General features: G+C 50.1%; 15 protein-coding genes. 4 read left to right on the top strand and 11 right to left on the bottom strand.

Features of this window, described 5'->3' with window-relative positions; translation table 11 throughout:
- Positions 1–31 precede the first annotated feature (31 nt).
- Together HER31_RS15145 and HER31_RS15140 are read left to right on the top strand one after the other, a co-directional pair.
- Entirely contained in the window at positions 32–517 is a 486-nt protein-coding gene (locus HER31_RS15145) for a Spy/CpxP family protein refolding chaperone (RefSeq protein ID WP_168661774.1), read from the top strand.
- Positions 518–572: 55 nt separating this feature from the next.
- Entirely contained in the window at positions 573–1,460 is an 888-nt protein-coding gene (locus tag HER31_RS15140; protein ID WP_168661772.1) for a cation diffusion facilitator family transporter, read from the top strand.
- A gap of 279 nt (positions 1,461–1,739) precedes the next feature.
- Here the strand turns inward: HER31_RS15140 and uvrD are convergent, their stop codons facing one another.
- From uvrD to HER31_RS15125, 3 genes are all read right to left on the bottom strand, one after another.
- On the bottom strand, positions 1,740–3,914 hold the full coding sequence (uvrD, locus tag HER31_RS15135; protein WP_168661771.1) for a DNA helicase II: 2,175 nt from the start codon (positions 3,912–3,914) through the stop codon (positions 1,740–1,742).
- A 28-nt stretch (positions 3,915–3,942) separates the two neighbouring features.
- Positions 3,943–4,650, bottom strand: coding sequence for an HAD-IA family hydrolase (locus tag HER31_RS15130; protein ID WP_168661769.1), 708 nt, complete (start codon positions 4,648–4,650; stop codon positions 3,943–3,945).
- An 84-nt stretch (positions 4,651–4,734) separates the two neighbouring features.
- Positions 4,735–8,637, bottom strand: a complete 3,903-nt coding sequence (locus HER31_RS15125) for an EAL domain-containing protein (protein WP_168661767.1) — start codon at positions 8,635–8,637, stop codon at positions 4,735–4,737.
- 209 nt (positions 8,638–8,846) lie between these two features.
- Between HER31_RS15125 and HER31_RS15120 the strand changes: the two genes are divergently transcribed.
- Positions 8,847–9,125 carry a DUF2956 family protein gene (locus tag HER31_RS15120; protein WP_168663389.1) on the top strand — a complete coding sequence of 93 codons (279 nt, stop codon included), beginning with the start codon at positions 8,847–8,849 and terminating at the stop codon, positions 9,123–9,125.
- Here HER31_RS15120 and HER31_RS15115 read toward each other — a convergent pair.
- From HER31_RS15115 to lptM, 8 genes are all read right to left on the bottom strand, one after another.
- A complete protein-coding gene (locus tag HER31_RS15115) occupies positions 9,118–12,984 on the bottom strand; it encodes an EAL domain-containing protein (RefSeq protein ID WP_168661765.1) in 3,867 nt (1,288 codons plus the stop codon). The two genes, HER31_RS15120 and HER31_RS15115, sit on opposite strands and share 8 nt — an antisense overlap.
- A gap of 428 nt (positions 12,985–13,412) precedes the next feature.
- The gene (locus HER31_RS15110; protein WP_168661763.1) at positions 13,413–14,630 is read right to left on the bottom strand and encodes a hypothetical protein; all 1,218 of its coding nucleotides are present in this window, start codon (positions 14,628–14,630) and stop codon (positions 13,413–13,415) included.
- 43 nt (positions 14,631–14,673) lie between these two features.
- Entirely contained in the window at positions 14,674–15,693 is a 1,020-nt protein-coding gene (locus HER31_RS15105; RefSeq protein WP_168661761.1) for an FAD:protein FMN transferase, read from the bottom strand.
- Positions 15,694–15,968: 275 nt separating this feature from the next.
- Positions 15,969–16,880 (bottom strand): tyrosine recombinase XerC, encoded by a 912-nt coding sequence (gene xerC, locus HER31_RS15100; RefSeq protein WP_420811020.1) that lies wholly within the window; start codon positions 16,878–16,880, stop codon positions 15,969–15,971.
- A complete protein-coding gene (locus tag HER31_RS15095; RefSeq protein WP_168661757.1) occupies positions 16,861–17,505 on the bottom strand; it encodes a DUF484 family protein in 645 nt (214 codons plus the stop codon). The genes xerC and HER31_RS15095 overlap by 20 nt, the downstream gene beginning before the upstream one ends.
- Entirely contained in the window at positions 17,502–18,329 is an 828-nt protein-coding gene (gene dapF, locus HER31_RS15090; RefSeq protein WP_338030604.1) for a diaminopimelate epimerase, read from the bottom strand. Before dapF ends, HER31_RS15095 begins: the two co-directional genes overlap by 4 nt.
- Before the next feature lie 33 nt (positions 18,330–18,362).
- On the bottom strand, positions 18,363–19,607 hold the full coding sequence (lysA, locus tag HER31_RS15085; protein ID WP_168661755.1) for a diaminopimelate decarboxylase: 1,245 nt from the start codon (positions 19,605–19,607) through the stop codon (positions 18,363–18,365).
- A gap of 29 nt (positions 19,608–19,636) precedes the next feature.
- Positions 19,637–19,747, bottom strand: a complete 111-nt coding sequence (lptM, locus tag HER31_RS15080) for an LPS translocon maturation chaperone LptM (RefSeq protein ID WP_168661753.1) — start codon at positions 19,745–19,747, stop codon at positions 19,637–19,639.
- Between the two features lie 142 nt (positions 19,748–19,889).
- Between lptM and cyaY the strand changes: the two genes are divergently transcribed.
- On the top strand, positions 19,890–20,210 hold the full coding sequence (cyaY, locus tag HER31_RS15075; protein WP_168661751.1) for an iron donor protein CyaY: 321 nt from the start codon (positions 19,890–19,892) through the stop codon (positions 20,208–20,210).
- Positions 20,211–20,215 lie beyond the last annotated feature (5 nt).

The following is a 20,215-nucleotide window of genomic DNA, read 5'->3' as shown; positions in this document are numbered from 1 at the left end:
GCTACATCTACTGAATATGAGGAGTTCTACTATGAAACGTTCCACTAAAATGGGTTTGGCAGCATTAGTTATGATCACGTCGGCGACTGCGTTTGCAGACCACCATGGTGAGCGTTCTGGCCCTCAAGGTGATCGTCACCACGCAGAGAAACGTGGCGGCCACGGTAACATCCATAAGATGTTGTTCAACTTGGATCTAACCGACGAGCAGCGCGATCAGGTTAAAGCCCTATTGAAAGCGGCCAAGCAGCCTAAAGATGAGCGCCCAAGCGCCGAAGAACGCCAAGCAAAACGTGAAGCTAAGCGCGCCGCGATGCAGGAGCTAATGAATGCAGACAGCTTCGATGAAACCGCCGCTAAAGCGATCATCGCTGAACGTCAGCAGCGTCAAACTGAACGCGAGCTGCAACAGATGAAAACCCACTACGAGTTGATGCAGATCCTAACTCAAGAACAACGCGATGAGTTGGCTGCGAAGCAACAAGAGCGAATGGAGCGTCGTCAATCTCGCAAGTAATGCTAAACTGCGCGCATCATCAGCCGCTTAGGCTCTGCTTATAACAGGTATTTCGATGGCGCGCGCAACCCCCGAACAATATGAATCTTGGATAAAGCTGGCCACTCGCGCTTCCATCGCGGTGGCCACTTTGTTGATCATCACCAAGCTAATGGCGTGGTTAATGTCTGGCTCAGCCAGCCTATTAGGATCGTTAACCGACTCATTGATGGACGCTGCGGCGTCATTGATCAACTTCTATGCCTTACGAGTGGCGCTGCGTCCGGCGGATGATCACCATCGTTGGGGGCATGGCAAGGCGGAACCATTAGCGACGCTGGTACAGGCCGGCTTTATTTTGGGCTCAGCACTGCTGCTATTGTTTGCTGGGACTGAGCGACTTATCTCACCGGTGCCACCAAGTGCTACCGGTTGGGGCGTAGGCGTGTCGATATTTGCCATCGTCGCCACATTGGCGCTGTTAACTATTCAAAAGAAAGCGGTTGCTGCAACCGGCTCTACCGCTATTGCGGCTGATGCCCTGCATTACCGTTCTGATCTGTTAATGAATGTGGCGGTAATCATCGCGTTAATTATGGCAGCGTATGGCTTCTGGTGGGTTGATGGCGCCGCGGCCGTCGGCATCGCCTTTTATATCGGTTTCGGTGCCTGGGGTTTGGGTAAAGAAGCGGTCAATTTGTTGCTCGACCGTGAAGCGGATGCTGAGGTTCAGCAACAGGTGCAAGCGCTGATACTGGCCGATGATAATGTGCTGGGGTTACACGACTTCCGTACTCGCATGGCTGGCAACACCTTGTTTGTGCAGATGCACATCGATCTCGACAGTAATCTATCGCTGCTCAAGGCTCATGACATCGCCCATGCGGTGGAAGACCGCATACAATCCCAGTTTCCTGGTGCCGACGTGATAGTGCACCAAGACCCGCATACGGTTGAAGCGTAGTTACCATAAAAATCCCGAGCACAAGCTCGGGATTTTTGTAGGCTGTGTCACAGTTAAGTGTTGGGTTTATATCAAGCCTTGGGCTCTACTGATTGTGGCGTTTGAACGGGGCTATGTCGCGGTGGCGACGGCACATTCTTGTATGCATTAGGGGGAGCTCCGCCCCCTTTGGAATCCCCCTTTGCCTTAGGACGAGCCTAGCCAGTGCTTTAACAGCATTGAAAAGAACAACACTTAATTGGTACACAGCCCTTTTATATGGAGGAAGGGGGGGATTGACTATCTCGGCTCCAACCGAGCATAAGCGACCACTAACCACTTCACTCCTTGGCCATCAAAGGCAACTTGTACCCGAGCCTGTGGCCCTGAGCCTTCGAAGTTAAGGATAACGCCATCGCCAAACTTAGGGTGATGTACCCGTTGTCCTAAGGTGAAGCCGGTTTCATTAAAGCGCTGTTCCGACTGGTTAAAGCGTCCCTTTTGCTGCGGCTGTGAAACCTGAGTAGTGAGGCGAACCTCATCGAGGTATTGCGCAGGGATCTCACCGACAAAGCGGCTTACCCGAGCTAGGGTCTCACGGCCATAGATCCGTCGTGACTCCGCGTGGGTTAGAGTGAGCTTTTTCATTGCTCGGGTCATGCCGACGTAACAAAGGCGACGCTCCTCTTCGAGGCGGTTGCCCTCATCAAGTGCCATCTGCGATGGGAACAATCCTTCTTCAACGCCGCAGATAAACACCTGCGGGAACTCCAAACCTTTAGCGGTGTGCAGGGTCATCATCTGTACCGCATCTTCCGACTCACCGGCTTGGCGTTCACCGGCTTCCAGCGCGGCGTTGGCTAAGAAAGCGTTAAGATCGTCCATCTCTTCGGCGTCATCGGGCTTGATAAATGAACCTGCGGCGGTAACCAATTCCTTTAAGTTTTCTACGCGTGCTTCCGCCTTTTCGCCCTTTTCCGCTTGGTACATTGCCAGTAAACCGGAATGCTGAATAACGTGATCGGCGGTGTTTTTCAGGTTGGCCTGTTCCGTTTCCGCTTCCAGTGTGCTGATCAGCTCCATAAAGTTACGGACCGCGCTGGCGGCACGACCGGCCAAGCCGCTGTCAGCCAATAGTCGCTGACATGATTGCCACAAGGTAACCCCTTCGCTGCGGGCAGTGGAGCGGATGATGTCGATGGTTCGAGTGCCGATCCCTCGGGTCGGGGTATTGATAACCCGCTCGAAAGCGGCGTCGTCATCACGGTTGGTCATCAAACGCAGGTAGCCGAGGGAGTCTTTGATCTCTTGGCGCTCGAAGAAACGCAAGCCACCGTAGATCCGGTACGGCACACTACGGTGCAGCAACGCTTCTTCCATAACCCGCGATTGGGCATTGGAACGGTATAGGATGGCGCAGTCAGACAGGTTTCCGCCTTCATCTTGATACTTACGGATCTGGCCAACGATGTAGCGCGCCTCTTCCAGTTCGTTGAAGGCGGTATAGAGGCTGATGGTGTCGCCATCAACATCGTCGGTCCACAGCTCCTTGCCCATGCGATCGCTGTTCTTGTCGATCAGGGCGTTGGCGGCTTTCAATATGGTGCCGGTAGAGCGGTAATTTTGCTCCAAGCGGACCGTTTCTGCACCAGGGAAGTCCTTCAAAAACTGCGCTAGGTTCTCCACCTTGGCGCCACGCCAGCCATAGATAGATTGATCGTCGTCGCCAACAATCATTACGTTGTTTTGGTTACCCGCCAACATACGGATCCACGCGTATTGGATGGTGTTGGTATCCTGGAACTCGTCCACCAGAATATGGCGGAAACGGTTTTGGTAGTGGCGCAGCAGCGCAGGGTGGTTAAGCCATAATTCGTGGGCGCGCAATAGCAACTCGGCAAAGTCGACTAAACCAGCTCGGTCACAGGCTTCTTGGTAAGCAACGTAGATCTTTAACCAGGTGCGCTCCACCGGATGAAAGCTGGCATCAATGTGTTGTGGCCGTAGGCCTTCATCTTTTTTGGCGTTGATGTAACCCATCGCCTGACGTGGTGGCCATTTCTTTTCATCCAGCTCTAGGCTGCGGATGATCCGCTTCAGTAGCCGTTGTTGATCGTCACTATCAAGGATCTGGAAGCCTTCAGGTAGCTTGGCTTCTTTGTGGTGAGCGCGTAATAAGCGGTGAGCAAGGCCGTGGAAGGTGCCGATCCACATCCGTCCCATCGGTGCATTGGATAGCTCTTCGATACGTTGACGCATCTCTTTGGCTGCTTTATTGGTAAAGGTTACCGCTAAGATGGCGTAAGGGCTTTCTCCCTGCTCTTGTAGCAGCCACGAGATGCGATGGGTCAGTACCCGAGTTTTGCCTGAGCCGGCACCAGCTAACACCAGCAACGCCCCCGGTGCGGCTTCAACGGCCGCGCGCTGTTTGTCGTTAAGCTTGGCCAAAAGTGGCGAGGTGGAGGTATCTGACATGGGGCGTCCAATCAACAAAAAGAAAGGATTATACCAGCTGTCGCAAGCTCTCCAATGAGGAAATAGTAACGGTCGGCAGAGTGGGGCCCGCTGGCCGTAACTTGCCACTGTATTGGGGACTTAACCAGACCGCTTGGCAGCCTGCCTGTATCGCGCCAGCAACGTCACTGCGAGGGTGGTCGCCAATGTGCAGCAGCTGTTGTGGGGCGATATTGAGTTGCTGGCAGCATTGATTAAACAGATCCGCAGCTGGTTTCATTGCGCCATCGATACCGGCGGCAAGCACCACCTTAAAGGGAATTTGCGGTAGAAATTGGTTAACCTCGGCATTGCCATTGGTGATTACCGCCAACGGATATTTAGCGGCTAACTGCTGTAGCAAAGTGATTACCTCGGGGGCGACGGTTATCTCGCTGCGCCAACGCAGAAATTGTGCCATTGCTTGTGTTGCAACGGCATCACTGTCGTTGATTCTGAGGCTGTTTAGGCCTAATTTCAGTGCCGCCAAGCGGCAGGCGGTGGTGTCGTGAATCAGCTCGGGGTTGTGCTGCAACGCTTTGTTTTTTTGCGTCAACCAAAAGTGGTCATCGCTTAACTGCGGTGCATCACTTAATTGCCTTAGATGTTGCCACAATCGTTGCTGCGCTTTAATCAACACCGGCTTATTGTCATAGAGGGTGTCGTCAAGATCGAAGCTGATGGCGGAGAAGGGCTGCAAGCGCCGCGAAAACTGCATGGGAAACTCCTAAGGTCAGGTTAGCTCATGCTGGCGTTCAATCGCAGTGGTTGCAAGTGTTGTTCGCTCTGGTTTAGCTATTGTTCACGGCAGCGCTGGTTGCAGCGGTTGAACGTTAGTTGGCGACTGGTTGTTGCGATAGTGGCTGCTGGCTGCCTGTTCACTACGCAGATAATCGATAAAATCGGCCGCACTCTGTGGCTTGTTAAACAGGAAGCCTTGCGCTTGTTGGCAGTGGTGGCGTTGCAGGTAGTGCCACTGTAATTCGGTTTCAACGCCCTCGGCAACCACACTGAGCTGCAGCCGTTTGGCGATATCCAGCACCCCGGCCAAGATCAAGTTGTTGTCATTTTCAGGGGTGATTTTCTTGATAAAGCTGCGGTCGATTTTTAACGTGTCTAACGGCAATTCATCGAGATAGTTGAGTGATGAGTAACCAGTACCGAAATCATCGAGTGAAATACCGATGCCAAGAGCACGCAATTGGGTCAGCGTAGTTCGGGCCTCCCCGATATTCTCAACCAATAGGGTTTCTGTTAGCTCTAATTCTAACATTGGCGCTGGCAAGCCGGTTTGTTGCAATACCTGTTGTACCGAGGCCACGAAGTTGTCTTGATGTAACTCCTTAGCGGAAACATTGACGGCGATTCGGCCATCAAATAGGCCATTTTGATGCCAAAGTAAGGCTTGCTGACAAGCGCGAGTGAGTACACATTGGCCAATTTGAATGATGGCGCCATTGGCCTCTGCTACAGGAATAAATTCTACCGGTGAGATCATCCCTTTTTGTGGGTGGACCCAACGGGCGAGCGCTTCAGCACCGACAACCTTGCCGGTATTGCAACACACCTTGGCTTGGTAATAGACCTGAATCTGTTGTTGGTCGATGGCGTGAAATATCTCACTGGATAGATTGAACTGCTGGTGCAGCTGTTGGCTTTCTAAGCCGCAGTAGTAGCTGCACACATTCTTACCGCGTCGCTTGGAGGCGTACATAGCTGTATCGGCATTCTTTAACAGCGTGTTGCTGTCCTGACCATCGTGCGGGTATACCGCCACCCCAACACTTGCTGAGCCTTTGAGGAGATGGTTACCAAGGTGATGCTCGGAGTTGATAACCCGCAGTAGCCGATCCATCAATGCGTCTGATTGGTTGAAGCTCAGTTTACCTTCAATGATCAATGCAAACTCATCGCCCCCTAGCCGAGCTAGCTTATCCGATGGCCGCAACGACAAGTTTATCCGCTTTGCCACACTGGTGATGTATTCGTCGCCAATGTCATGGCCAAAGGTATCGTTGATGTGCTTAAAGTCATCAAGGTCGATAAATATCACTCGAAATGCGTTGTCTTTGCCAGTGCATAACTTGCCGAGCCAGTCGTTCAATTTACGCCGGTTGGCAAGCCCGGTAAGGGGATCGGTGAAAGCGATGTTATTCAAAAAACTAAGGCGTTTACTTCGCCCCCAAATCAATATCGATCCAAAAATAATCAGCAGCACTATCAATACGGTTAAGGTCCAAGCCCACCATGCCCAACGCACCGTAAAGTGCCAATTACCTTCAATGTTACTCCAATGGCCATCGCTATTACTGCCTTGGACCACGAACTGATAGTAATCCGAACGCAGGTTGGTATAGGTCACTGAGGTGCGGTTATCGGCCTCTATCCAGTCTTGATCTGCACCAATTAGGCGGTAGCGATAGCGGTTTTTCTGCGGGCTAGTGTAATCCAGCGCGGAAAACTGAAACTCAATGGTATTGTCCTCGTAGTCAAAGCGAATGGGATCCGCTGGCGAGGAAGACTTAACGCTTACGGCTTTCCCATTGACTTTTACACCGGTGACATGCACCGGCGCATCAAAGCGATTGGTTTGTAGCTTGCGGGTATCGATCTCAAGTAAACCGACATTGCTGCCTATATAGATAAGATGATCAAGCTGAGTCATGGCTCCGTTGATGAGGCTGAGATTATTGATTTCGAAGAGGCTAGGGTACGACACCAGTTGCTGAGTTTTGATGTGGTAACGATACAGCTCATTGTCAGAGATAAACCAGACTAAGTTTGGATCAATGGGATCAATGGTCAGTGCTTTGAAGCTGTTGTTTTCAAGCCCTAGCTGCTGGCTTATGTGCAGTAGTTGGTAGTGTTGTCCGCTGGACTCGCCAGGCTGGTGGCTTAATCGAATCAGTCCAGCTCCTTGAGAGGTGGCCCAGATATCACCGGTTGGGTGGACAGCTATGTCGGTGGCGCGCATAAACGGACGGTCGCCATCGAGCGGAAAGTTGATCGCTTCGCCATTGTTAGGATCAACCCGATAGATACTGTCTGTAGTTGCCATCCAAATGGCGCCGTCTTGGCCCCAAACGGTATCGAAGGAGAAGTTTCCCATCTTAGTGTAGCGATGCTCGCCATCCATATAGCGCTTGCCTAAACCATGCTCTGGGTGAAAGTAGACCAGTCCGGTGTTGTAGTAGCCGGTGATCCAGGCGCCGCCTTGTTGATCTGGCAACACCGTGTAGATATCAACATGCTCAAGGCCATGCTCGTTACCCGGTTGGTTGCTGTAATGTTGTTGCTCACCAGTGCTGCGATCGATGGTGCCAAGGCCGTTACTTGCGGCATACCATAGAGTGCCGTCATCACTGGCAGCCATTGACCAGATATCGAGGTTACGGAGTGCATCGCTGCTTTGGAAATTGCTGAACTGCTGAGGTTGACTGATTTTGGTTAACCCGTTGGGTGAGGATAACCAGACCTCTTGCTCAGCTACTTGAGCGACGTAGCTAATGCTGTTGGCAATGATTCCTTGGCCAGTTTCACTATGACGGTGTAAGCGAGATGGACTGCGTAGATAAGAGAACTGGGAGATCCCATTGCTGGTGGCAACCCATATCAATCCAGAGTCATCTTGCGCGATATGGGTAATGCTGTCGGAGGCGATGGAGGTGTCACTAAACTCATCAAAATGCACGTCGCTGAGATGGTTACCGTGATGATCTAAGATGCGAATGCCGCCGACATGAGCAAACCAGATATCACCGTTATCCATTTGGGTAATCGCGGTAATGGTGCCAGCATGCTCCAGTGAGATTGGAGTCAGTTGGTGCGTGTTGGGGTCGTACCAATGGGTACCAAACCTGTCGGTATTAACCAGCAGTCGACCATCCTGAGTTGCGGTCACAATATTGATGTGATCGGCAATAATCGGTTGCTGATTGCTATTCGCCGCCGTCAGCTTGGTTAAGCTTTGCTTGTTTTGATCGATCTGCAGTAACCCTTCGCTCGATGCCACAAACAGATCGCCGCTGCTGGTTTGGGCAATTTTGAAGAAACCGAAGTCGCCGTCTTGTACTGCTTCATTATTGATTATCAGCGGGTAGGGGATGAAGCTGTTGGTATGGTGTTCGTAACGGCTGAGGCCAGCGTCACCGCCAATCCACAGCTGCTCTTTACTATCGGTAAAAAGGGCTAAGATCCATGCTGAATTAAGGCCATCTGGAGCAGTATCATCAGTGCCGTAGATAGTTACCGTATCGTCGGCATTGATGCGGTTTAATCCATACTCTGTGCCTACCCAGATATTACCGAGCGTATCTTCACTAATATCGGTGATCATATTATTGGAGATGTGTTGCGGGCTTTTAGGATTGTAATTGTAGTGCTTGAAGTGGTGGCCATCGTAACGACTGATGCCGTTATCGGTACCGATCCAGATAAAGCCGTTGCGTTGTTGGTAGGTATTTTGCGTTAGATTAGATTGCAGACCATCACCGGTTTGTAGAGCGGTAAATCGGTAATCAGTGGCATGGGCAACAACAGCAAAGCACAGTAGAGTGAGCGTCAATAATCTGGTGATGATGCACAGCAAACGGTGATTGGAAATATCACCTGAATCCCGTTGAGCGTTTCGGCATAATGGTTGGTCGTTAGGTAACACCGCTTGGTGTCGCACTAGCTCTGTGGTGGTCATGAATACTGCTGGCATGATCTATCGGCTTTCTTATTGTTGGTTTATCCGACGCTGAAGGAATTTTTCTTCCCTCTTTGTTATCGACCGTAACCAATAAATCTTAAAAATGAAACAAACAAGTAAACATTGTTCGAACTTTAATATATTTATCAATTATATGGGTGGGTGATTTTTTGAGCGCGAATGACAAAGTATCAGAACGGGTGCAACAAGATGCCGCTGCAATGGCCAAAGCGACGCAAAAACCGGGGCAAACTAAAGAGCAGACTCGGTTGATAGCCAAAGGGATAGAGAAGGGGATTGCTGAGTACAAGAAGCAGCAAAAAATAAAAGCGCGGGCAGCGGACAAAGCCAAGAAACAACAGCAGCGGCAGCAACTCAAGTCGAGTAATGTCGAGCCTGAGGTTGTGCCTGAGCCAAAGCAGCAAAATAGCTCGATGGTGCCATGGGCATTGCTACTGTTGTCGTGGGGGCTGTTCAGCGCCTATATATTCGTTAACTAACAACAGCAATGGCTGCGTTTGGCGACGTTTTTTTGGAACCATTTGGGTAATCGGCGCGGGCTTGTAAGAATTGGTTGAAGGCATCACGATCGATGGGTTTACAGATCAGAAACCCTTGCGCCTGTTGGCATTGATATTGATGCAATTGCTGTAGCTGTTGTTCGGTTTCAACGCCTTCTGCAACCACATCAAGCCCTAGCTCTTTTGCTAACCGCAATACGCCACGTAATACCTTGTTCTCATTGCCGTCTGTAGACATTTTTCTGATAAAACTGCGGTCGATTTTAAGGGTATCCAACGGCAACTTTTCTAAATAGCTGAGTGACGAATAACCGGTGCCAAAATCATCCAAAGAGACTCGAATACCGTGCTGGCGGAGCCTGTTGATAATGTCGCTGGCTACATGAATATTTTCTACTAGCAGCGATTCAGTCAGCTCCAGCTCCAACATTGCTGCTGGTAGTTTGGTTTTTTCTAACGTATTTAGAACCGACTCAACAAAGCGTTCGCTACGCAACTCTAATGCCGATACGTTTACTGACATAGGGCCGGTTAGCAGTCCCGAATCATGCCACTCTTTGGCACTTTTACAGGCGTTATAAAGTACCTGTTGTCCCATCGGGACTATGGTGCCATTGGATTCAGCCACTGGAATAAAATCAACTGGTGAAATCATCCCTCGTAATGGGTGGAGCCAACGAGCCAGCGCTTCGGCCCCACTAATCTTGCCGGTTACAACACAGATTTTAGCCTGATAATAGACGTGAATCTGTTGCTTTGAGATGGCTAGATGGATCTCACTGCTAAGGTTAAATTCGTGGTGCATCTGCTGACTTTGGCTGTCACTGAAAAAGTTGTAGATGTTCTTGCCACGCCGCTTGGCGGCGTACATGGCAGTGTCAGCATTTTTCAGCAAAGTCATGCTATCGGCGCCATCGCCTGGGTAGCAGGCGATCCCGATGCTGGCGGACCCTTGGATGTTTTGACCATTGAGTTGATGTTTGATGGCAATCCGATTGAGTAAGCGCGCGATTAGACCGTCTGAATCTTGTTTATTTAACTGGCCGTCGACAATGATGGCAAATTCGTCGCCCCCAAGACGTGCGAGTCTATCCGTAGGACGTACGGTGCGTTTGATCTTGGTGGCAATGGTATGGATATACAGATCGCCGACGTTGTGACCAAAGCTGTCGTTGATGTATTTAAAGTTATCTAGATCGATGTAGAGCACACTGAAGGGGGTATTGCTGTTGGCGCACTTTTTGTCGAGCCATGCGATAAATTTGGCCCGATTGGCCAAACCAGTGAGACTGTCAGTAAAGGCCATGCTCCTCAGCATATCGATTCGGGCGATGCGGTGTTTGGCAAAAACATAGCCCAATAGTGTGATAACTAAACACAGCCCCGCGAGGGTATAAGCCCACCATGGTGGGGCAATATTGAAGTACCAATGACCAATGTGGCTGCTCCAACGACCATCGCTGTTGCTGCCTTCGACCATAAAATGGTAATCGCCGCTGCCAAGATTGGTATAGGTAACTGAAGTCTCCCCTTGAGCCTCAATCCAATCGTCGTCTGCACCAACTAGGCGATACCTAAGTTGGTTGCGTTTGGGGGCAGTAAAGTCCAGTGCAGCGAAACTGAATTCAAGTGTATTGTCTTGATACGGTAATGCTATGCGCTCTTTTGTCGATGCCGCATTAGCAACGACCTTACGTCCATTAGCTTTAACATGGGTGATGAGCACCGGTGGTTCAAAGGTATTTGGTTGTAGCTGCTCGGTATCTATTTCTATCAGGCCAATATTGCTAGCGATGTAGAGGTTGTCGCCGTTATGAGCTAGGCCGGTATCAACAAAAGAGAGATTGCGCGACTCAATCAGGCTTGGGAAAGAGTTGAATCGCTGCTGCTGAATGTCGTAACGATATAAGTGGTACGGTGAGATAAGCCACAATAGATTAGCGTTGTTGGTATCGGCAGCTATTGCTTTAAAGCTTGGCAACTCGGCATTGGGCAATGGCTGAATGTGATTAACGCGGTAGTGCTCCTCGCCATGCTGGTGTTGCAGTTGCACTAAGCCAGCGCCCTGTGACGATACCCAAATATCGCCTGAGGGGTGCAAGGTGATGTCTGTTGCTCGAGCAGACTCACTCTGGTTGGAGAGGGGGTAGTGTTGTGACTCACCAGTGTTTGGATCAACGCGATAAACGCCATTGGTGGTGGCCATCCAGATCTCACCCTGCGCTCCCCAGATTGTGTTATAGGTGAAATGATCCATGGCTGAGTATGGATGCGCTGCGTCTAAGTAGCGCGCCCCCATACCATCATCAGGATGAAAATATTGCAGTCCAGTTTGATGTTGACCAGTAAACCACACCCCGCCGTGCTCATCCGGTAATACGGTAAAGATGTCGACGTTTGGCAAAACACTAGAGCCACTGCTGCGATTACTAAAGTGGCGGCTTATACCTTGGTTTTTGTCAATAAAGCCAATGCCGTCCGAAGCGGCATACCATAAGCGGTTATCGACCGACTGTCGCACCTGCCAGATATGACGTGAAGGTGGATTATCGGCAAATGAAAACTGCTCGAGTGGGGTGTGCTTTGAAGACAAGTAGGCGATAGCATTATCGGTAGCAATCCATAACTGTTGGTTACCTGAGCTACTGATGGCATTGACGTCATTAGAGGAGAGACTATTTGCTGTTGTCCCCCGCTGATACAAGGTGGTTGACGCACGCAGGTAGGAATAGGTAGATACACCATTGGTGTTGGCCACCCAAATTAAGCCGGAGCGATCTTGGAGCAGGTGAAAGACAGTGTTACCGGGGAGCGAATAGCGGTTAAGTTCGTCCGATTTAATGGTTGAAACGAACTGCAATTGGCTATCTAAAACGGCAATGCCGTTACTGTAGCCAAGCCATACATCGCCGTTGCTAATTTCGAGTACAGCATGGAGTTCACGTCCTTCGATAACAACATCGCTAGAGTTATTAAAAAGCGCAGAGGCATGGCCATTGTTCTGATCAAATAGGTGGATCCCAAATGGAGTGCTAGCGACAATCAGTCGGTTGCCTGACAGTGACTGAATGTAGCTGATTGGGCTTTGCAGTATTTCGCTCGAGTGGTCATCAGTCACAATGGAGTTGAATTCACTACGGCTATTATTGGCTTGCAGCAAGCCAGAATCAGAAGCAATAAATAGTTCACCATTATCCAGTTGTACAAACTGATTGAATTCACCAGAATTTATTATATGTCCATGTTTATCAAATGCTTTAATAGTGACAAAACTGTCACTGCTTGGATGGTAATACTGAATGCCATTTTCGCCGCTGATCCATATTCGCTGGGAATCGTCAGCGAAGATACTCATGATAAATGATGATGCGATGGCATTGGAATTGGTTGGAGCAGGAAGGTAATGTTTAACCCTGCCATCGGGGCTGATTTTATTCAGGCCAAATTCGGTACTTACCCAAACGTTGCCGCTACTGTCCTCAGCAAATCCAGTGATTATATTGTTGGATAAGTGGTGAATATGCCCAGGATTGTGGCGGTAGTGCTCAAAGCGATGGCCGTCATAGCGGCTAGCGCCTTGGTCGCTGGCGAGCCATACATAGCCGTTGCTCTGTTGAAAGATGACATTGGTATAGTTAGACAGTAAGCCATTTTCTACCTGTAGTGTATCGAAGCGGTAGTCGATGGCGGTTACAGTAAAGCTGCAACAGAGCAAAAACAGGGGAAAGGTAACTGCGGTTATGCACCGCCTGAGCCAACTAAACCGCTGTGTTATTGTCGCGTCAAACCCACTTAAGTGGCGATCAATCTGCAAGTGTGATGGTGCATATTTGAACATCCAGGTTCTCTTTCATTAAGTCGGATTTAAAGTGCCCTTCTATCCTAAATTTAGCAATTCACAACAATTTAATCATTAGATTAACTGTCTTAACGTTTTTTTAGAGATATTAACTGCATCTGTACTTTATAACTTATTATTCCGCTTTTTTCTTGCTTTTGCTGATTATTTAATTTCGAATTTTGTCTTTTACTAGCGATAGTTGTTTGAGGGGAGGGGAACATATTTGCTCAAAATTTTATAATCGCTAGTGAGATATATGGACGTTTTTACGAGAAATAACCGAATGCTGACGTTTGTCAAAAAATAGGCGGCGTTAATTATGTATTACTATTTATTGGCTGTTGTTAATGATTTTTTACGAGTGAATCGACGTTATTAGATTAAAAAACGGCGCCGTATTGGCGCCGTTTAATGCAGTGAATTAATTATCCTAAAGGAATAATACTTTTCACTTTAAAGTGCAGGTCACACCAGGTCACGGTGCCAGCATTGCTCTCATAGGCTGCTTTGAACTCTTCAGCAGATAAGGTTTCGCCCACTTGTGCGCCAAATACTGGAGTCAGGGTCCAACCTTCTGCACGCATCATCGATGATTTGGCGTAATCGGTCTCTACCAAAATACGTGCACCGCGGTTTCGGGCTGGTTGCGTGAGGTCGGTCTTAACGCTTTGAGTTGGATCGTACTCGTACCACTCCAGACGTGCATCGCCATTCATAAAGGCGTTGTGGCAGGTGTTGTTCAAGTTGATGGTCATGCTGGTGCTGTACATCTCACCCAACTCAGTGGCGCTGGCGTCTTTTTCGATGGCATAACCAAAGGTAGCAACGTTCGCCTGTGGTGCGTCAATCAGCTGGAAGTCGGCGTCGTACAGTGACACGGTAGAAACGGTCTTAGCTGCAAGGCTGTTACTCTTGCTGGTTAGCTCATAGGCTTTACCGTCGTTAGGGAACATCTCTTCAACGTGTTGACGATCTTCGGTGCTACAAGCTTGAGCTAAGCTCGTTAATGGAGTTTCGGTGTCATCGCCCGCTTCAATCCATTCGTAGCGCGTTACACTCTTATCGCCTTGGGCAACCAAGTAGTCTGCGTTCAGGTAAGAGCCGTTGGTGTAATAATCAGGGCCTGATGCACCGGTTTCGGCGTCAACAACACCAGAACCAAACTCCGGTTGTGGGAAGGTTGGGTCGGTTGGGTTGCCCTCAATCGGCTCCTGCTCTACGTGTGGGTTGCTGTGGCAGCTTTCACAGTTATCACCTGCACCGTGGTTCGTTGGTGCGCCCAGATCGTTATCAGCGTAGTGACAATCGCTGCATGCAACCTCAGCTGATACGGTAGAGAATGCCGCTACCGATGCGCCACGGAAATCACCATCGCCCGGCTGAACATAGTCGAAGTTAATGCCGATAGAGGCACATTGCTCAGAGAAGTTAGAAACGAAGGTGCTGGTCTGCTCTTCCAGAACTGCGTTATCCGCCGCCAAGGTCTTATTGGCCTTTTCGAGTGCTTCAACTTCAGCAGTTAACAGATCAACCTCTTGTTGTAACGCTGGATCCTGAACGTACTCTTTATCTTCGCTACAGCCAGTCACGGCTAGAACGGAAGCGCAAACTGCACTAAGTACAAACGCTTTTTTGATCATCATAATAATATATCCCTGCTAGGATGGTGTGATTGGTAGCGAATAGCTACCGGTGTATAAACTGATTTAAATGACTGCTGCGGTGCAGTGTGAACTGCCCCTCTTTCGCGGCAATGAGCAGCACTGGCAGTTGCTGTTGTTCGGCAAAGGCCAACGCCTTATCGATTCCCATCACCATCAACGCTGTCGCTAACCCATCAGCACTGGTGCAGTCATCGGCAATCACAGTGGCGGAGGCAACATCGCGCACCTTGGCGCTGCCGCTGACTGGATCGATAATGTGGGAGTAACGTTGGCCGTTAGCGTCGCTAAAGAATTGGCGATAGTCGCCTGAGGTGGCAATAGAGTGGCCGCTCAGGTTCAACGTTAATGCTGATTCATCGCTGAATATCGCTGGCTGGGAGATAGATACTTGCCAATCTTGGCCGGGTATCGGTTGTCCTTTCGTGCGAATCTCACCACCAACTTCAATCATGTAGTGGTTAATGCCGTAGCGCTCCAGCACCTTACCGACCATATCGACGCCATAACCTTTGGCGATCGAGGAGAGATCCAGTTGTACCCGCTTATCGCGCTTTTTGAGCTGGTTGTGGTCTAGTTCGATCTTATCCAGGCCGGTGTATTCCAATACCTGCAGCTGTTGTTGCCGTGTTGGTGCTTGGGTACTGTTATTGGCGCCAAATCCCCACAGCTTCATTAGAGGAGCAACGGTGATGTCTAAGGCACCACTAGTAAGTTGGCCAAGCTCTAAAGCGCGTTCAATAACGGTGGCGGTATGGTCGCTGATACTGACTTGGTTGACGTGCTCAAGCTGATTAAAACGGCTCAATTCTGACTGTTGTCGCCAGGTCGACATGGTGCCGTCTATGCCGTTGAAGGTGCCTTTGATGGATTGTTTAAGTTGCTTTAATTGTTGTTGTTCCAGCCCGTTGTCGCGCCAATTAATTTCATATTCCTGCCCCATGGTATAGCCCTGAAACTGGCGCAGTGGTTGCTCGTTCGCTAGCGCTGGTTGAGCTGATACAACCAACGCAAAAAGTTGAACAAACCCTGTTAGAACTCTCATTGACTGTGACTGCATATAGCTCTAAACAACTGAAATTTCCGCCACTGTAGAGCAGTGAAGCGGATTCGGCGTTGCTTTAAGTCACAGTTATTATTCTATTTTTTCATGCGTTGAACTTATTGTGACCGTCGTTTTAAGAAACACTTAACTTAAAGTAAATTTATTCTGACTAAGGTTCAATTAACGAGATCGTGGTGATCTAAGTGAGATTCGCTGCCAGCTGCTGACTGAGTCAAACCGGTGTTACTCCGACCGAATTTGGTGCAGGGAGACGGTTATTTGTTCCGGCGTTTTTTTGATCTTGGATGGGCTTGATCGTAGACGGTCGCCAGATGCTTAAAATCGAGATGGGTATAGATTTGGGTGGTGGACAGATCGGCGTGGCCTAATAACTCTTGTACTGCGCGCAGATCGCCACTGGCTTCGAGCATGTGTGTGGCAAAGCTATGTCGCAGCTTGTGAGGGTGCACTCGAGCATCAAGCCCTTGTTGCTGGCCCCATTGGCTCAAGCGAGCCTGTACGTTGCGATGACTGATGCGACGCCCTTGTTGTGATAGAAACAGCGCCGTTTCGGTGGTGGCATTGGTAAAGTTGGGTCGCAGTTGCAGATAACGCTGTAACCACTGGCATGCAAGCTTACCTACCGGTAGCAATCGCTCTTTATTGCCTTTGCCCAAAACCTTTACCTGCCCAGCGACGAGGTCGAGCCGATTGAGATCGAGCCCAACCAGTTCGTCTAAGCGTAACCCTGATGAATAGAATAGCTCCATCATCGCCCGATCTCGCACAGCTAAGGGATCGTTGCTGGTTAACTCAAGCAGATGACTCACCTGATCGGCATCTAGATTCTTTGGGAGGGGGCGGCCCTGCTTAGGCGCCCGCACACCATGGCATGGGTCATGTTGTAGTTGGTTGGTACGCTGTAGGTGGGCGATGAGTTGGCGCAACGACGATAGCGCCAATGCAATGGAACGAGGAGAAAGCCCCTGTCGATGCAACTTGGCGAGCGCTGCTTGGCAGTGTTCTGGGGTAAGTTCAGACCACTGCTGTACCTCTTGTTGCTGTAACAACGGCAATAGCCGCAGCAGCTCTCGCTGATAATTATTAATCGTATGGTTTGATAGCTGCCGTTCGTAGCGTAAGTAATCTAAGAACGGCGCTAGGCTGCTATCCATGCTGGAGGCGATGGCTGAGTAACTGTTGCAGGTTGTCGATCAACATGGTGCCCATCTCGGGAGAGAAATGACTTGGTTCATGGGAAGCGATAGCCAGTACGCCGAGCCAGTTGTCGCTGCCGCCAAGCCCAATTAAGGCGACTGACCCGGTTTCTATTCCCACCAGTAACCTTGCTTCTTGTGCCGGCAGACGGCCCAAGTAGTAGCCACGACCGTCGAGTCGGTGTTTGATTATCGCTTCCAGTTCCGTTTTGCTGAACTGTTGGTCGTCTCCACGTTGGTACAGCTTAACACTGGTAAAGCGGAATTTGGTTTGCAGCTGGCGACACAATCGAGTGGTCATCTTATCGATATCTTTGATGGCCAATAATTCAAATAGTAACTTGCTGAAGAAGTTATGGATGTCATCGTTACGAGTGGCAATAGCTAGCAATGAGGTAATCTCTTGCTCTTGTTCTTGCACCCGTTGCCGCAGCAATTGTTGTTGGCGCTCTACTAATGAGATGGCACCCCGTTGGTGGTGATTGATCCGCAACGAGTTGAGCAACTCAGGAAAATGTTCAAAGAACTGCGGGTTGTCACGCAGATAGTCTCGAACCAAAAGCGGATCGAGATCGGAAGGCTGTGGTTGGCTCATATCTGGATCTGTCCATCGTATACGTGGGCGGCTGGGCCGGTCATTTGCACTGCTTGGCCGGGGCCACGCCAGCGGATCAGCAGGCTACCCCCGGGCAGATCAACCTTAACTCGATCGCTCAGCAAACCTTGGTGTTGGCCAATGACAGCTGCGGCACAAGCGCCGGTGCCGCAGGCCTTGGTTTCGCCAACGCCCCGTTCGAAGACCCGCAATTTGATGTGGTCTCGGCTCAGCACCTGCATAAAGCCAACGTTCACCCCTTTACCGAAGCGTTCATGCTTTTCAAGCAGCGGCCCTAAGGTCTCTACCGGTGCGGTATTGATGTCGTCGACTTGAATAACGCAATGGGGATTGCCCACCGACACGGCGCCAGCCAATACGGCTTGCTTATCGGCCTGCAGTAGATAGGTCTTTTCCGTTTTATTAGCGCGGAATGGTAATGAAGCTGGCTCGAAGTTAGGAACGCCCATATTAACGGTAACGCGATCGTTCTCTTCCAACGTCAGAGTCAGGTTACCGCCTTGGGTCGATACCTTAATGACATCTTTGTGAATCAAGCCTTTGCGTTTTACAAAGCGTGCAAAGCAACGGGCACCGTTGCCACACTGCTCAACTTCGCTGCCATCGGCGTTGTAGATGCGGTAGTGAAAGTCGAGGTCGGGATCGTAAGGCGGCTCGACCATTAGCAGTTGGTCAAAACCAACCCCTAAGTTGCGATCTGCTAAGCGACGGATAGCTCCGGGAGACAGATACAGGTGTTGGGTAACGCCATCTATCACCATAAAGTCGTTGCCGAGCCCATGCATTTTGGAAAACTGTATCAACGGATTGCCTTACTTTTCGATATTATAATTAGTCTACGGGAGAAGGGCTTCGCCTTGCCACAGTTGTTGTAGTGTCTCGCGTTGGCGGATCAAAAATGGCTGCGAGCCATCAACCATTACCTCGGCTACCCGTGGCCGGCTGTTGTAATTTGATGCCATAGTAAAGCCATAGGCGCCACTGCTGCGTACCGCTAGGAGATCCTCGGGTTGCAACACTAGCTGGCGGTCTTTGCCAAGAAAATCCCCAGTTTCACAAACCGGGCCCACCACATCGTAAGCTTTGCTTGTGCCATGGCGTGGTGTCACCGCGACTATCTCTTGCCAGGCACTGTAGAGTGCTGGACGCAACAGATCATTCATCGCGGCGTCGACAATGGCGAAATCGCGATCGTCGCCTTGCTTGAGGAACTCGACCTTGGTCAGCATCACCCCAGCATTAGCCATAATGGCACGGCCGGGCTCCATAATCAGGGTTAACTTGCGACCGCTTAAGCGCTGCTTGATGGCGGTCGCATAGTCTGCTGGAAGTGGTGGTTGCTCATCTTGGTAGTTCACCCCAAGGCCACCACCGACATCCAAATGCTTTAGCTTGATGCCATGCTCAGCTAAGCGGTCTACCAGTGCCAGTAATCGATCCAATGCATCGATAAAGGGCTCTAAGCTGGTGAGCTGACTACCGATATGACAATCGGCGCCAATCACCTCTAGGTGAGGCAACTGCTGTGCGTGCAGATAAGCTGTTTCAGCGCGCTCCATGGCGATGCCAAATTTATTCTGCTTTAGGCCTGTCGAGATATAGGGATGGGTTTGCGCATCAACATCAGGATTAACTCGTAGCGAGACCGGGGCGGTCATATCCAGCTGCCTAGCAACCTCGTTGATGCGATCCAGCTCTGGCTCGGACTCAACGTTAAAGCAGTGGATCCCTGCTTTGAGTGCGGTGGCGATCTCTTCGGCTGTCTTTGCCACCCCGGAGAAAACCACTTTAGTCGGATCTCCACCGGCCTCTATCACTCGTGCTAACTCGCCGCCTGACACAATATCAAAGCCACTGCCGAGCCGCGCCAATACATTAAGTACCGCCAAGTTGCTGTTGGCTTTTACGGCATAACAGATCAGGTGTGGATGACCAGATAGCGCTGCGGTAAAGGCTTGATAATGACGCTCGATAGTCGCCCGGGAGTACACATAGCAAGGTGTACCGAATTGAGCTGCAATATCGGTGAGCGCAACTTGTTCGGCGTGTAGGGCGTTGTTGTGATAGTTGAAGTGGTCCAACGTATGTCCTTATTCGTTGCGGCAGTAAATTAGCCCTGTTGTTGGTTATCTTGCTCTGGTTCCGGCATGTATAACGGCCCAGTTTGGCCGCAGGCAGTTAGGGTGAGGGCAAGTGCTATTAGTAATGAGATACGGCGCATTGGAATGCTCTTAGATCAACAATAATCGACCTATCATAGCAATGGCGAGGGGTTTGTCGCTATCGCCATCGTTTATTGGTTCCGCAGCTTGTTATACTGGCTTAACCTAATCCGGTAGTTATTGAATTTAGAGAGCGAATTTATGTCGATCGACACCAGCCGTTACCACCAATTAGCCGACGCTGTGATGGAGCAGATCACCGAGCGTATCGACGACGCTGAACTGGAGCTTGATTACGAGCAAGCCGGTAATGTGGTCGATCTAGAGTGTGTTGATGGCAGCCATATCGTTATCAATAAACAGGAAGCACTGCATCAACTGTGGGTTGCGACCAAACAAAATGGCCACCACTTTGTATTTAATGGCGAGCAGTGGATAGACGACCGCAGTGGTGTTGAACTGTACGCCCTACTTAATGAAGCGGTGGCATTGCAGGGCGGCGAAAGCATCGATTTTAGCTAAATGCT

It is taken from the genome of Ferrimonas lipolytica, assembly GCF_012295575.1.
GTDB classification, from domain to species: Bacteria; Pseudomonadota; Gammaproteobacteria; order Enterobacterales; family Shewanellaceae; genus Ferrimonas; species Ferrimonas lipolytica.
Note: the sequence above shows the minus strand (reverse complement) of the source record. Positions and strands in the feature narration are given on the sequence as shown.